This window comes from Corynebacterium bouchesdurhonense (genome assembly GCF_900078305.2).
GTDB classification, from domain to species: domain Bacteria; phylum Actinomycetota; class Actinomycetes; order Mycobacteriales; family Mycobacteriaceae; genus Corynebacterium; species Corynebacterium bouchesdurhonense.
Genome location: NZ_LT546028.1, coordinates 783,939 through 797,182, shown reverse-complemented (window position 1 = coordinate 797,182; position 13,244 = coordinate 783,939). Strand labels below are relative to the sequence as shown.

General features: G+C 65.2%; 17 protein-coding genes. 7 read left to right on the top strand and 10 right to left on the bottom strand.

The annotated features are described in order from the left end of the window. Positions 1 to 33 precede the first annotated feature (33 nt). Together BN4252_RS08465 and BN4252_RS08460 are read right to left on the bottom strand one after the other, a co-directional pair. Positions 34 to 672 (bottom strand): response regulator, encoded by a 639-nt coding sequence (locus BN4252_RS08465; protein WP_066529036.1) that lies wholly within the window; start codon positions 670 to 672, stop codon positions 34 to 36. Continuing rightward, complete coding sequence (locus BN4252_RS08460) at positions 669 to 1,781, bottom strand: sensor histidine kinase (RefSeq protein WP_143341192.1); 1,113 nt, start codon at positions 1,779 to 1,781, stop codon at positions 669 to 671. Before BN4252_RS08460 ends, BN4252_RS08465 begins: the two co-directional genes overlap by 4 nt. A 137-nt stretch (positions 1,782 to 1,918) precedes the next feature. Between BN4252_RS08460 and menE the strand changes: the two genes are divergently transcribed. Both menE and BN4252_RS11205 read left to right on the top strand, forming a co-directional pair. Continuing rightward, a complete protein-coding gene (gene menE / locus BN4252_RS08455; protein ID WP_187370938.1) occupies positions 1,919 to 3,058 on the top strand; it encodes an o-succinylbenzoate--CoA ligase in 1,140 nt (379 codons plus the stop codon). A gap of 2 nt (positions 3,059 to 3,060) precedes the next feature. Further along, the gene (locus BN4252_RS11205) at positions 3,061 to 3,210 is read left to right on the top strand and encodes a hypothetical protein (protein WP_154670159.1); all 150 of its coding nucleotides are present in this window, start codon (positions 3,061 to 3,063) and stop codon (positions 3,208 to 3,210) included. A 51-nt stretch (positions 3,211 to 3,261) separates the two neighbouring features. Here the strand turns inward: BN4252_RS11205 and BN4252_RS08450 are convergent, their stop codons facing one another. After that, positions 3,262 to 3,639, bottom strand: coding sequence for a hypothetical protein (locus tag BN4252_RS08450; RefSeq protein WP_066529391.1), 378 nt, complete (start codon positions 3,637 to 3,639; stop codon positions 3,262 to 3,264). Positions 3,640 to 4,026: 387 nt separating this feature from the next. Here BN4252_RS08450 and BN4252_RS08440 point away from each other — a divergent pair, with 387 nt between their 5' ends. Beyond that, on the top strand, positions 4,027 to 4,395 hold the full coding sequence (locus BN4252_RS08440) for a hypothetical protein (protein ID WP_066529031.1): 369 nt from the start codon (positions 4,027 to 4,029) through the stop codon (positions 4,393 to 4,395). Between the two features lie 283 nt (positions 4,396 to 4,678). Here BN4252_RS08440 and BN4252_RS08435 read toward each other — a convergent pair whose 3' ends face one another. The 3 genes from BN4252_RS08435 to arsB all read right to left on the bottom strand — a co-directional run bounded on the left by BN4252_RS08435 (position 4,679) and on the right by arsB (position 7,391). After that, positions 4,679 to 5,668 carry a GIY-YIG nuclease family protein gene (locus BN4252_RS08435; protein ID WP_230208614.1) on the bottom strand — a complete coding sequence of 330 codons (990 nt, stop codon included), beginning with the start codon at positions 5,666 to 5,668 and terminating at the stop codon, positions 4,679 to 4,681. Positions 5,669 to 5,906: 238 nt separating this feature from the next. Continuing rightward, the gene (locus BN4252_RS08430; protein WP_066529028.1) at positions 5,907 to 6,308 is read right to left on the bottom strand and encodes an arsenate reductase/protein-tyrosine-phosphatase family protein; all 402 of its coding nucleotides are present in this window, start codon (positions 6,306 to 6,308) and stop codon (positions 5,907 to 5,909) included. Positions 6,309 to 6,317: 9 nt separating this feature from the next. Then, a complete protein-coding gene (arsB, locus tag BN4252_RS08425) occupies positions 6,318 to 7,391 on the bottom strand; it encodes an ACR3 family arsenite efflux transporter (RefSeq protein WP_066529025.1) in 1,074 nt (357 codons plus the stop codon). An 82-nt stretch (positions 7,392 to 7,473) separates the two neighbouring features. Between arsB and BN4252_RS08420 the strand changes: the two genes are divergently transcribed. Beyond that, positions 7,474 to 7,821: an ArsR/SmtB family transcription factor gene (locus BN4252_RS08420; RefSeq protein ID WP_066529022.1), complete on the top strand. Its 348-nt coding sequence runs from the start codon at positions 7,474 to 7,476 to the stop codon at positions 7,819 to 7,821. 180 nt (positions 7,822 to 8,001) lie between these two features. On the opposite strand, the gene BN4252_RS08415 is transcribed toward BN4252_RS08420, so the two are convergent. The 3 genes from BN4252_RS08415 to BN4252_RS08405 are packed head-to-tail and all read right to left on the bottom strand — an operon-like array spanning position 8,002 to position 10,316. Continuing rightward, complete coding sequence (locus tag BN4252_RS08415; RefSeq protein ID WP_066529019.1) at positions 8,002 to 8,688, bottom strand: potassium channel family protein; 687 nt, start codon at positions 8,686 to 8,688, stop codon at positions 8,002 to 8,004. Then, positions 8,681 to 10,057, bottom strand: a complete 1,377-nt coding sequence (locus BN4252_RS08410; protein ID WP_066529014.1) for a TrkH family potassium uptake protein — start codon at positions 10,055 to 10,057, stop codon at positions 8,681 to 8,683. Before BN4252_RS08410 ends, BN4252_RS08415 begins: the two co-directional genes overlap by 8 nt. 10 nt (positions 10,058 to 10,067) lie before the next feature. Then, positions 10,068 to 10,316 carry a hypothetical protein gene (locus BN4252_RS08405; protein WP_066529009.1) on the bottom strand — a complete coding sequence of 83 codons (249 nt, stop codon included), beginning with the start codon at positions 10,314 to 10,316 and terminating at the stop codon, positions 10,068 to 10,070. A gap of 276 nt (positions 10,317 to 10,592) precedes the next feature. Here BN4252_RS08405 and BN4252_RS08400 point away from each other — a divergent pair, with 276 nt between their 5' ends. Together BN4252_RS08400 and BN4252_RS08395 are read left to right on the top strand one after the other, a co-directional pair. Further along, positions 10,593 to 11,666, top strand: a complete 1,074-nt coding sequence (locus BN4252_RS08400; RefSeq protein WP_078056846.1) for a 1,4-dihydroxy-2-naphthoate polyprenyltransferase — start codon at positions 10,593 to 10,595, stop codon at positions 11,664 to 11,666. Positions 11,667 to 11,669: 3 nt separating this feature from the next. Further along, entirely contained in the window at positions 11,670 to 12,581 is a 912-nt protein-coding gene (locus BN4252_RS08395; protein WP_066529008.1) for an AEC family transporter, read from the top strand. A 29-nt stretch (positions 12,582 to 12,610) separates the two neighbouring features. Here the strand turns inward: BN4252_RS08395 and BN4252_RS08390 are convergent, their stop codons facing one another. Beyond that, the gene (locus BN4252_RS08390) at positions 12,611 to 12,934 is read right to left on the bottom strand and encodes a DUF4229 domain-containing protein (RefSeq protein WP_066529005.1); all 324 of its coding nucleotides are present in this window, start codon (positions 12,932 to 12,934) and stop codon (positions 12,611 to 12,613) included. A gap of 41 nt (positions 12,935 to 12,975) precedes the next feature. Between BN4252_RS08390 and BN4252_RS08385 the strand changes: the two genes are divergently transcribed. After that, positions 12,976 to 13,236 carry a hypothetical protein gene (locus tag BN4252_RS08385; RefSeq protein ID WP_066528999.1) on the top strand — a complete coding sequence of 87 codons (261 nt, stop codon included), beginning with the start codon at positions 12,976 to 12,978 and terminating at the stop codon, positions 13,234 to 13,236. Positions 13,237 to 13,244 lie beyond the last annotated feature (8 nt).

Genomic DNA, 13,244 nt, shown 5'->3' with positions numbered 1-13,244 from the left:
ACATCGGCCGGCGGGACCAATCTGCCTCCTCCTCTAGGAGGAGATGCCAGCCCGCTGGGCGAGCAGCGCCAGCGCCACCCGGTCTCGCACGCCGAGCTTCGACAGCAGGCTTGACACGTGCGTTTTGACAGTCGTTTCGGCGATGAAGAGCGTGGCGGCAATCTCCGCGTTTGTGGCACCGCGGCCGATCTCGGCGAGCACGTCGCGCTCGCGGGCGGTGAGTTCATCGAGCCTCTTGCCCGCGTCCGGGTCGCCTGCACCGCCGCGAACCCACTGCATGACCCTCCCGGTCACCGCGGGCGCGAGCACCGATTCGCCGTGGGCAACAGCGCGCACCGCCCCAGCAAGGACGTCTGGCTCCGCGTCCTTGAGCAGGAATCCGTGCACACCGGCGTCGATGGCTGAGTGGATGAGGACGTCGTCGTCGAACGTGGTCAGCATAATCACCCGCGGGCCCATCTCCATGATCGCGCGGGCGGCCGCGATGCCATCAAGCACCGGCATGCGGATATCCAACACGGCGACGTCGATGCGGTGCACCCGCGCCTTCTCCACAGCCTCCGCCCCGTTGACCGCAGTGGCCGCTACGGTGATGTCGTCTTCGGCACCTAGAATGGTCGCAAGCGCGTTGAGCAGCAACGACTGATCGTCAGCCAGCAGGATCCGGATCATGCTGCCAGCTCCGCGCGCACGGTGAACGTCTCCCCCGCCTGCCACGCCTCGAGCGCGCCGCCGGCGCTCGCTGCGCGCTCTCGAAGCCCCTCCAGGCCGACGCCGGCGCCTGGCTGCGGGCGCTCCTGCCCGGTGGAGATCACCTCTACCTCTACCGTCGGCCCCGGTGTGACGCGCACGGACACCACGGGGTTTACCTGGTGGCGCGCCGCGTTGGTCAGTGCTTCGGCGACAATGCGGTAGATGGTGAGGGAAGTCACCGGCGGAAAGTCGATAGGCGGGGCGTCAAGCGCGACTTCAAGACCGGCGTCGCGGAAGCGCTGCACCAACGCGGGCAGGTCTGCGACCCCCGCCACCGGCGCGAACCCTCGATCACTTTCGCGCAAGCCACGTACCAGGAGGCGAATTTCCGAGAGCGACTCGCCCGCGGCCGCATTGATCTGCTGCAGTGCTTCGCGCTCCCTGCCAGAGACGAGACCCGCGGTGGCCTGCACCTTGATCAGGGTTAAGGAGTGCCCCAGCACGTCGTGGATGTCACGCGCGATGGCCTGTCGCTCGTTCACCCGCGCCGCCGCGAGCCGCTGCTCTTTCGCCTCCGCCTCCCTGCGGCGCGCTGCTTCCTCCCCCGCAAGGTTTGCCCCCAAAAGGTACGCCACCGCGCAACCCGCCCAGTGCAGCGCCAACGTGAGCGCGCCGTCCGCGCCTCGGCGGTAAAACAGCACGAGCTGCTCGTTCCATGTCCACATAAACGGGGAGAGGAACGCCCACGCACACGCCGCTGCCAGAACACCCAAGGCGAAACGCTTGTCCGTGAGCCTGCCGGCGACAAACGCCGCCACCGGCACAGACAACACCCAGAAGGAGTAACCCAGGTTCACCGGCGCTACGAGCCAAACCAGCGCCCACGCAATATTGAGCGACACCAGCGCAGCCGAGGCGACACGCGGTTTGGCGGTGAGCACCGCAAACGCCGCAACATACCCCCACGACAGCACCGCCTGCGCCCATCCGGAGGCGACGCTTGGGTCACCGAATACCGCCACGGTGTAGGCGGCAGCCAGCACTGCAGCCGCGCCTGCGAGCACCGCGTCGCCTGTTTTCACATGCACGGGCGACTAGCTTATCGACGGCTCCGCGCCTCCACCTCCTCCTCCGGTAGGAGGTTTGGATGACGGTCGTCCGAATGCAGTGCTTTTATGAGTCGACCAATAAGAGGAGACCTCACGGGTTGCTACCCTTATCCCCCGTGTCACACCTCCTCGAATTGACCCCTGTCGACCCGGCTAACCCCCTGGCTATCATGCCCGCGCTCGAGGAGGCGCTGACCGGCCAGCGCACGCTTTTACCCGTCCCCGCCAACGACCCGGCGCGCGCGAGCCTGTTGCGCAACACGCTTAAACCCGGCGCGCCCATCGACGACGACATCGCCCTGGTCGTATCCACCTCCGGTTCCACCGGCACACCCAAAGGCGCAATGCTCACGCCCGCGAACCTGATCTCCAGCGCGGACGCCACCCACCAGGCGCTCGGCGGTGAGGGCCAGTGGCTGCTGGCCATGCCCGCCGCCTACATCGCGGGGATCCAGGTGCTGGTACGCAGCATGGTCGCTGGCGTCGAGCCCGCGTTCATCGACCTCTCCCACGGCTTCAACGTCGCCGAGTTCGCTGAGCGCGCCCAAGAGCTCGCCCGCACCGGCGAGCGCACCTACACCGCGCTCACCCCAATGCAGCTGACCAAGGCCACCTCCACGCTCAAGGGCATCGAGGCACTGCGCAGCTTCAGCGCGGTCCTTGTCGGCGGCGCGGCCACCAACCCGCGCCTGCTCGAATCGGCGGCGAAACTGCACATCAACGCGGTCACCACCTACGGCTCCTCCGAAACCTCCGGCGGCTGCGTGTACGACGGCCGACCGATCCCCGGCGCGCGGGTGAAAGTAGACGGCGGCCGCGTGTGCCTCGGCGGTCCAATGGTCGCCCGCGGCTACCACCTGCTCGAATCCCCCGACCTCAAGGACGGTTGGTTCCGCACCTCCGATGCCGGATCGCTGGAGGGCGGCGTGCTCACCGTCCTCGGCCGCACGGACAACGTCATCTCCTCCGGCGGCCTCAAACTGCACCCCGAGGTGCTGGAAGCGGAGCTCTTGCGTATCGACGGCGTCACCGCCGCCACCGTCATCGGCAAAGACGACGACCGCCTGGGGCAACGCATATGCGCCGCCTACACCGGCTCCGCGTCAGTGCCCGACGTCCTGGACGCGCTCGCAGATGCGGAGGACGCCGACCGCATCCCGCACTGGCAGATCCCGAAAGAACTCAAGGTCGTGGCGGCACTGCCTCGGCTCGGGCCGGGCAAGGTGGACCGCGCGGCGGTCAAGGAGCTGTTTTAAAGATGGATGGCGAGAACGGCCCCGCCGAGGTTCCCGTGTCGGCTAAAGACGTGCTCGACTCGATTACAAGCGACTTCCCGGATGGGTGGGCTGACAAGTTACACGAGCCTGCGGAGCTCCACCTGGAGCCGATCCCCGATTGGGATGAATGATGCGTTCACGCCCTAGCCGAGTGGGTTCTCAATGACCAGGGGTACCAGCCCTCACCCCGCTGCGAGGGCCGCCGCACGCTGATACGACACCCCCAACACTTGTCCCATTTCACGCACCGTGAAACCTTGCTGTTTCATGGTGCGGGCCAGCGCCCGTTTAGCAGCAGCGGCGTCAATGGCAGCGGTATCCGCCTTTGTTTGGAGCTCCTCCGCCTGCGCCCTCAGACCTTCAATATCGGGTGCCAGAACGGGCACAACTTCAATCCGGAACGCTTGCGGCTGCAGACCGGATTGATATGCGATCGCTTCCGCGACCTCGTCCTCGGCCTGGTCGAGCCGCTTCGTCTGCGACACCACACCCAGCTCTTCACACTCCAGAACCCAGGCCCCGCTCGACCCACGCTCTGCGGTTACCGTGTACCGCTTCATCGCCACCATCCCTTTCCAAGTACGTCCTCGAACTGATCAAAGAACTTTCGTGCGGTGAGGTCATCGATCTCCCTGTGCCGTCCGAGAGTTCGACTGACATTTCCAACCCGGTAGGCATCGTGCTTGCGAAGCGGGATCTCTTCGAACTCCAAACCACGCTTTCGGGCTTCCACCCTCAATCTCTTGATTACCGCAGAACGCTTCAATAATCAATCCCCCCTCGAACACTTTCGTCTACCAGGTGTAGACGACCACATTGGTCTCGTCTATTAGACGCCGACAATGCCTCTCCGGTTCCCGCCTCCGAACACCTGACTGTCGCCTGTCCCACGAGCGATCAACGAGAAATTCACCCGCCAGCTGGTCATCGAGGCATGGGCTGACGGCGTGATCACCGGCAAGGAGCGCCAACGACTCATCGACATCGCCGCCACGTTGGAAGTGGACGCCACGCGCATCCGCTCGCTTATCGACGAACCACAGGCCCCAACCTCCCCCACCCAATTCACCCTCTCCCCCGGTGACCGCGTCGCCTTCACCGGCTCGCTGGACATCCCGTACGAGATCTGGGCGCAGCGCGCGGCGGCCGCCCGGGCCGATCTAGGATGTGAGACCCTGCCTACTATGAATCGTATGGAAGCGACTTCGAGCATAGAAGGCGTCACGCTGAATCTCCTGGCATTTTCGAACGCGTCGTCGCTTGGGGATTGTGCGTGTCGGCGCAGCGGTTACACTTGGACGCGACGTGAGCGCTAACCATGTCGGCCCACACGGCTAGGCCCCGCGCCGCTTTGATCACCAGCACGAAGGTTTGGTGAGACTAGCTATCTGGCCAGCCTGTTAGCTCACGGACGATGTCCGCGAGCAAATTGGCCAGAAGCCCGCCCAAGGCCCGGATCGCGATCTCGGACATCGCTTTCCGGGCCTTCGGCTTATCCGGCTGATCACAACGGGCATGACAAAGAACGTAGCAAGTGGGCCCGACACGACTGTGACGTGCAGAGATGACGACCGGAGGTCGTCGATAAGTGGGAGGCTCCTAGGACTCCGCGAGGACCGACTCCCAAATGACCGCCTCGGCAATGAGGGTGTCCGCGAGCTTCTGGTTATGAAAGCGCGAGTACATCGTTGAGCCGCGCCGCATGAGGCGGACGTTGAGTTCGTAGGAGGCGTCGACGAATGCGTCGAGCTGAGGGAAATCAATCTCCCCGGTAGTGATTTGGTCCAAGTCTTCTGGGTCGAACCAGAATCCGCCGACGTGCTCGTTGGAATATCTGCCGGCGGATGCGCCCCAGCGAGCTCGGTGCATCCCACTTTCCGGATCCCGGAACTGCTCGTAATTGTCAAGGCTCGAAGTGTTGATCCGAACGGTGTAGTAGAAGGATCCATCATGCATCCGGCGATCGGCGGTGATGTAGAGGGTTTCCAAATTCCCGCACGAGATCGTGATCAGCCTGTGGTGATTGTCAGATTTGTTGGTGGAGGGCAGGCAGGTTGCCGTCCAGAGCTGGCCCGCTGTGGCTGCGGGGTCTGGGATGGTCAGCGCGATGTACCACCCCAGAATCGAGCGCAGTGTGGGAAACATCGGGTGGGTAAGCAGGTTGGCGAATTTTTCTTCCCCCTCGTCCGCGAGCGACTTCGCTGGCCCCTTGGCACGTTCCGGCTCCCAGGGAAGCGCGACGGTTGAGCCGGCTGCGGTAACGATCTCGATGGTCTCGTCGCCCCGGGGACGGCCAGCGAGCATGACGTTGCGCAACGGCATGAGCTGCTCAGTCTCGGTGATCAAAATCTGCTCGGCCTCGTTGAGGCGGGCCTTAGAGAACGGGAAGAAGTCCACACCCACGATGTCTGGGTAGTGGCGACGGTGCGCGCCGTAGCGACGGATGACGTTTGTCGCCTGGCCGCAATACGCCTCACCGTTGGCGAAGCGCAAGCGATAGACGCCGCAGCGGGACTCGCCACGCTTGAACGCGGGGGCGAGTGAGTCGAGATCGCGCGTGTCGATGGACTTGCCCTTGGGGAACCTCACACGTGTGAAGATATCGCAGGTCGGATGGTATCGCGCGTGGGCGCGTACAAAGCACAACCGTGTAATTCGTGCAACAATGCGAAAGCGTGAGGCTAGAGAAGCTACGCTCCCGCAAACCGTCCACAAATCCGAAGTACGCGACCTCCCCCTCCACCACCCACTACCGCGACACCTCGCCGGCGCGCATGCAGGCGTCCCGATTGCGGCACAAGCAGCGAAGGCCGCTTTCGCCGGTGTTCTAGGCCTCATCCAGGAGCTCGACCACGAGCGTTTTCACGCGGGCGTCGATGTCGTCGCGCACCAGGCGCATCCGTTCGGGGCCGGTGATGCCGCGGGCCGAAGGTTCGTCGATAAGCCATCGCTCTGTGTTGGGGGCTTCAAGCTGGACCTCGGAACCGAGCAGCACCACGCGGTCGGCGGTGCGGAGGATCTCCGGGTCGATGGGTTTGGGGTGGCCGTGGGACATGTCGGCGCCGACTTCCGCGATTGACTCGACGGATTCCTGGTTGAGTTTGGTGCCGGGCTCGGTGCCGGCGGAGTGGATCTCGAGGCGGTCGCCGGCGTGTTTTTCCGCGAGTGCCGCGGCCATCTGCGACTTGCCGCTGTTGCGGACGCAGAGGAAGAGGACTTTGGGTCGCATGGGGGCTCCTTAATTGGGAAGGGTTGGATCGGCCGGGAAGAGGCGCGGGCCGAGGGCGCGCATGACGTAGACAAGTCCTACCAACACCGGGATCTCAATGAGCGGGCCGATGGTGCCCGCCAACGCCTGGGCGGACTCGGCGCCGAAGGTGCCGATGGCCACCGCGATGGCGAGCTCGAAGTTGTTGCCGGCGGCAGTAAATGCCACCGACGCAGACTGGGCGTAATTCATGCCGGTGAACTTCGCGGTTGCGAGGGCCACGGCGAACATGCCCACGAAGTAGCACAGTAGCGGCAGCGCCACCGTGGCCACGGTCCACGGGCGAGACAGGATTTGGTCGCCCTGCAGCGAGAACAACAGCACGATGGTGTACAGGAGGCCCACCAGCGCCAGCGGCGAAATCTTGGGCAGGAACGTGTTCTCGTACCAGTCGCGACCCTTGGTGCGCTCGCCGATGATGCGGGAGAGTAACCCGGCAAGCAGGGGGATGCCCAGGAAGACGAGGACGGCGGTGACGATGGCGGTGAAGGAGAACTCCACCGATGTGGTCTCCAGCCCCAGCCAGCCGGGCAGGATCTGCAGGTAGAACCAACCCAGCACCCCAAACATGAGGACCTGGAACACGGAGTTGATGGCCACCAGCACTGCGGTGGCCTCCCGGTCGGCGCAAGCGAGGTCGGACCACACCAGCACCATGGCGATGCAGCGTGCCAGACCGACGATGATTAAGCCGGTGCGCAGCTCGGGCTCGTTGGGCAGGAAGATCCAGGCGAGCGCGAACATGAACGCAGGCCCGACAATCCAGTTGAGCACGATGGACACGGCCATGAGCCGTTTGTCGGTGGCGATCTCGCGGGTCTTGTCGTAGCGCACCTTGGCCAGCGGCGGGTACATCATCACCAGCAGGCCGAGCGCGATGGGAAGAGAGATCCCGCCGACTTCGAGGCGTTCAAGTGCGCCCGAAAGCCCCGGTACAGCTCGGCCGAGTCCGAGCCCCGCCGCCATCGCGAGCATGATCCACACCGGCAGGAACCGGTCCAAAAATGACAGTCGCTCTACAGGCTGAGAGGCCGGGTCGTGCATCTGGAATCCTAATCTATTGACAGCAACCAGCACAAACACTAAACCGCATATTTATAACTGTCAATATGACGAGGGAGAAAGCATGGAAGACCACGTCGCCACCACAGTAAACACTGGCCCCGAATGCTGCTCGCTGGGCTCCGGCGTGCTCTCCGCAGACGACGCGACGCGTTACGCGGCCCTGTTCAAAGTTTTGGCGGACCCCGGCCGGCTGCAACTACTTTCCTGGCTTGCCGAAGAGGGCTGCGAGCCGATGAGCGTGAGCGAACTGACGCAACGTTCTGGGCTCAGCCAACCGACGGTTTCCCACCACCTCAAAAAGCTGACCGAGGCCGGTCTCCTGGAAAAGAGCCGCCTGGGTAGGTCGGTCATACACCGGCTGCGCCCAGAGCTATTCGCAGAACTTCGCGCCGTGCTGCAAATGGACTGAGCCTAACCAGCGCAGATCTCCTTACTCCGCGACGCGCAGTGGTTTAGCCACGCCTTGCCAGCGCTCAGAGGTGCGACCCTCCGGCCTCCCCCCCTATCCGCACACGCCAGGTCCGACCGCACCGCCGACAGGCGCTTTACTGGCTGAGAGGTTCGGTCGTGGAAATACTGCCACCATCCCCTACTGCTGGGAAAAGCGCTCTAAGTCGTCCGGCGCACCCGCCATCACAATCAAGTTCGACGGGGAAAGTTCCTGGCCCGGGACAAACGGCTGCCACTCGCTGTTGCTGTTGCGCACGGAGACCACCTGCACGCGGTGCTCATCCCACAACTTCTCCGGGTCGCAGGGCCTCGAAAGCAGGACGCGCGGCGGGACCATTTTGATCACGCCGTAGTTCTCCGCGAGCTCGGCGAAATCCTGGAACCGCCCGCCGAGCAGGTGAGCGACGCGGCGGCCGGTGTCGTGCTCCGGACGCACCACATGGTGCACACCGAGGCGCTCCAAGATGCGGGCGTGGGAGTCGGAGTCGGCCTTGGCCCAAATGTCGGGCACGCCTAGGTCCACCAGGTTGGAGGCGGTCAGGATTGATGCCTCGAGTGCGGAACCGATGCCGAGCACCGCGCGTTTGACCTCCTCGATGCCGAGCTGGCGCAGTGCTTCGGGGTCGGTGGTGTCGGCGACGGTGGCGTCGGTAAGCAATGGCGCGTGTTCACGCACAAGCCGCTCATCGGCGTCGATGCCGAGCACCTCCACGCCGTAGCGGGTGAGTTCTTGGGCGATCGCGCCGCCGAAACGGCCGAGGCCGATCACCACCACGGGTGGGATGTTGAACCGTTGGGAGCGTGAGCGGCGGGGAAAGTTAGCCAATGAAGGGCCTTTCTGTGGGGTAGTCGAACCTGCGGGAGACGGTGCGCAGCGCCAGCGCCGCGACGAGGGTGAACGGGCCGATGCGCCCGACGTACATCAGCAGGCACAGCACCAGCTGGGACGGGGTGCTCAAACCGGCGGTGATGCCGGTGGACAGCCCGGTGGTGGCGAACGCTGATATCACCTCGAAGCTGACCTGGTCAGCCGTGAATTGAGGGTCGAAGAGGCGCAGCGCCGCAACACCGCCGGTGACTGACACCACCCCAGCCGCGGCGACCGTCATGGCCTGGCGCACCACGCTCTTCGGCACGGTGCGGTGGCCCACGGTGGTGTCGTCGCGCCCGCGAAACTCGGCAGCCATAGCCGCAAGCAGCACGATCGCGGTGGTGACCTTGATGCCGCCCGCGGTGCCAGCGGAGCCGCCGCCGATGAACATGTAGATATCCGTGACCATCAGCGTGATCGGGTGGGCGTCGGCGTAGTCGATGGAGTTGAAGCCGGCGGTGCGCGGGGTCACGCCCGAAAAGAACGCGTTGAGCCACTTCGCGCCCAGCGGCATGCCAGCGAGGAACCCGCGCCACTCCAGCGCTACGATGAGCAGCGTGGCGGTGAGCACGAGAACCGCGGTGCCTTTCAGCGTCATACGGGTGGTGATGGACAGCCGCCGCGAGCTCACCGACGTGCCTCGCAGCCAGCCACGCAGGCGTTCCCCGACGCGGCGCACCAGCTCGGAAAGCACCGGGTACCCCAAGCCCCCGATCATCAGCGCGCCGGCGAGCGGGATGAGGATCCAGCCGTCGGCGTTGTAGGAGATCAGACTGTCCGGCCGCAGGCCAAAGCCGGCGTTGTTGAACGCCGACACCGCGTGGAAAATCCCCTCCCACGCCGCGCGCGGCACAGACATGCCGTAGGCGGTGGTGAAGCGGGCGAAGAGGAGCACAGCCACCGTCGCCTCAAAGAACACCGTGAGCAGCAGCGTAGCGACGAGCGTTCGCCTCACCCCGCCCTCGAAAATCGGCCGACCTTCAGCCGCGGTGGAGTAGCGCGTGCGCAGCTTCACCCGCCCCGTGAGCAGCATACCGGTCAAGGACGCAATACTCATGATGCCGAGGCCGCCAGCTTGGATGAGCACGAGCACGACGACCTGGCCGAACAGGTTGTAGTGACTACCGGTATCGACAACAACAAGACCCGTAAGCGTCGTTGCCGACGTGGCCGTGAAGAAGGCTGCCGTGGGCGGTGTGGCGGTACCGTCCGCAGAGGCGAGCGGCGTGGCCAGCAGCACCGTTCCCGCCAGAATCAGTGCGAGAAAGCCGAGCGAAGTCAGCTGCGCCGGACCCAACCACCTCGAAGAGGTCGTAGCGTTCACCGGCAGAACGCTACTCCGCGGCGCGCAGCTTGGCCACGTCTTCGGAGGAGTACGTCGCCGCGATCTGCACGTCGTTGCCGCCGGAGAGGTTCACGCGCGACAGGCGCACGCGCTGCGAGCCCAGGACCAGCGGAAAGTTCGCCGACCGTGCCGACACCTGCTGCACCGGGAACCCGGCGCGAAGCGCGCAGTGGTTCAGCCACACGTCGTCGGCGCGCGGGGGGAGGTCCAAAAACTCGGTGCCGCGCCCTGCCCCCATAGCGCACCATCTCTAGCGGGTAGCGCACGCCGTCCACGCCGGTGGCGGAGTTCAGGTGGGACGGCTGGGAAGACCGTGCTGGCCTCCACTTCTTATACGGTGCGATGCCGTTCGCGTCCAGCACGATTCTGTGGGCGCGGTAGGGGCGCGCGGCGTTGAGCAGGACCGGCAACCGCACAAATGCGCCGGGAGCCGTAATCCCTTGCGCACGGCGTAGTCAATCCACATGGCGATAAACCCGAGCCGACACCTCGGGGAGAGGGCATGATAGAGGCCATGACTCAACCCGCAAGCCCAGCAGGTAATACCGGACCGGGCGGCAGCGCCGGCCAAGCCAACGCCAACAACACAGGCAACACAGACAACACAGACAACACTGGCAGCGCCGCGACGCTCCGCGACTGGTGGCAGGCCGCGCGCCCGCACACCTGGCCAAATGCGTTTGCGCCCGTCATTGCCGGTACGGGCGCGGCGGCGTTCTGGGGCTCGGCGCACGTTGGTAAGGCGCTGCTTGCGCTCGGTGTTGCGTGGGCGCTGATTGTGGGCGTGAACTACGCCAATGATTACTCGGACGGGATTCGGGGCACGGATGACAACCGCACGGGCCCGACCCGCCTGACTGCCTCCGGGCTGGCGGCTCCGGAGAACGTGAAGATGACGGCGTTCATCGCCTTTGGCGTAGCGGCGGCGCTGGGCATCATCCTCGCGGTGAGCTCGTGGTGGCTGGTTCTGGTGGGTGCGGTGTGTATCGCCGCGGCCTGGTTCTACACCGGCGGGTCACGCCCCTACGGCTACGCGGGGTTAGGGGAGCTGGCGGTGTTCGTCTTCTTCGGCCTGGTGGCAGTGATGGGGACGGAGTTCACGCAGTCCGGGTTCGTCTCGCGTGAGGGTTTCTGGAGCGCGATCGGTATCGGCGCGATCTCGGCGTCAGTGAACCTGGCCAACAACATCCGCGACATCGACACCGACGCCGCCGCGGGCAAGCAGACGCTGGCGGTGCGCCTGGGAGACGCCGGGGCACGAAAGCTGTTCACCGTGCTCACGCTTACACCCTTCGTTGCCTCGGCGCTGCTGGCCGTAAGTTACTCCCCGGCGTTGATCGGGCTGGCGGCGCTGCCGTTTGCGGTGGCGTCCATACTCAAGGTGCGTGGCGGCGCGAGCGGCAAGGACCTGATCCCGGTGCTGGGCATGAACGGGCGCACCATGCTCATCTGGGCGGTGCTCACCGCGATCGCCCTTGCCATCGCGGGCTCTTTCTACTGGGGCCAAACGGTGCCGTACATCGGTGAGAGCGACTTCGGCTGGACTATGGACATCCCACTCGATAGGCCCGGGATCCTGGCGCCTTAAACAATGCTCGACATCCTCACTGGCTTTGCCATCATCTTCGTGGTGATCGGGGCTGGCTACCTGCTGGCGCAGTTCAAGGTGATCCAGGCGCAGAACCGCCTGATGTTGAACCAGATCGCGTTCTGGGCGGCCACCCCGTCGCTGATCTTCAGCTCGGTCGCAGTGTCGGATACCTCGGCGTTCCTCTCCCCGGTGGTGCTGGTGATCGCGGTGTCGTCACTGGCCACCATGGCGGCGTATGCGCTGCTCAGCGCGCTGTTTTTCCGCCGTGGCGTGCCCGAGACCATGTCTGGGGCGGCCGCGGCCAGCTACTACAACTCCGTCAACATCGGGCTGCCGATTGCCACGTACGTGATCGGCGATCCCGTCTACGTGGTGCCCGCCCTGGTGCTGCAGATGGCGGTACTCACCCCGATCATCATCACGGGCCTGAACTTCGGCGGCGAGACCAAGGGGGCGACGCTAAAGGCGGTCGTCTCGGGGGTGACCGCGCCGGTGGTTCTTGCGGCCGTCGCGGGGTTCGTCGTCTCCGCCGCACATTGGACGGTGCCCGAACCGGTCATGGCCCCGCTGAAGATCCTGGGCGGCGCGTCCATCCCGCTGATCCTGATGAGCTTCGGAGCCTCGCTGAAGGGCGACCGCGTGCTCCAGCAGGACCCCGTGCCCACCCTGGTCGCCTCCGCGCTGAAATTGGCGGGCATGCCGGCGATCGCCTGGGCCGCCGGGACGGCGATGGGCTTGAGCGCGGAGCTGCTGTACGCCGCCGTCATCCTCGCGGCCCTGCCCACGGCGCAGAACGTGTACAACTACGCGGCCACGTACCGGGTCGGGCAGACGGTGGCGCGGGACACGATCTTCATTACTACGTTCCTGTCCCTGCCAGCGATGCTGGTGATCGCGTGGCTCTTCGGCTAGCGCCGGTTGACCACGCCGGCTAGCGCCAGCTAGCGCTCGGCGAGCTCGTCGGCGATCCAGTTCTTGCGGGCGGTGCGTTGCTCGCGCCAGTGCGCCAACGCCGCGTTGGCGGCCAGCCGCTGTTTGGTGAAGATCACCATGGACAGCGGGAAGGCCACAATGAGGGCGAGGAGGGCGGACATGACGAGGGGCACGGGGGCGTCGATAAGCAATGCAAGCCCCTGGATGACCACGGTGAGCATCACAAAAAGCAGGAGGCGGAGCAGGCCGTAGACCGCGATCGCCTTGGTCGCGCGGGAGCGGGCGCGGGGGTCGGCGGCGGTGGGCTGGGTGCTGGGGCTTGGCTGCGTCACGCTTGTTTACCCTAGATGGCCACCAAGTAATGTTGGTAGTCATGGGAAGGCTTCTACTCCTCGTTCTGGTTGTCGCCGCCGCCTACCTCATGTGGAAGGCGTTCGGCCCCGGCTCGGCGCAGCGCTACGGCACGCTGAAGCAGCAGCCACCGGCCCGCCCGGAGATCAAAGGCCCGGACGATGACGAGGAATTTTTGTGGAATATTGAGAAGAACCGCTTCAAGGAGCGCCGCGCCAGGGAGGAAGCGGAGCGCAAGCGCCGCGAGGAGGAGGAGCGCCGCCGCCGCCGTGAGGAGGGCTAGCTGCTTGT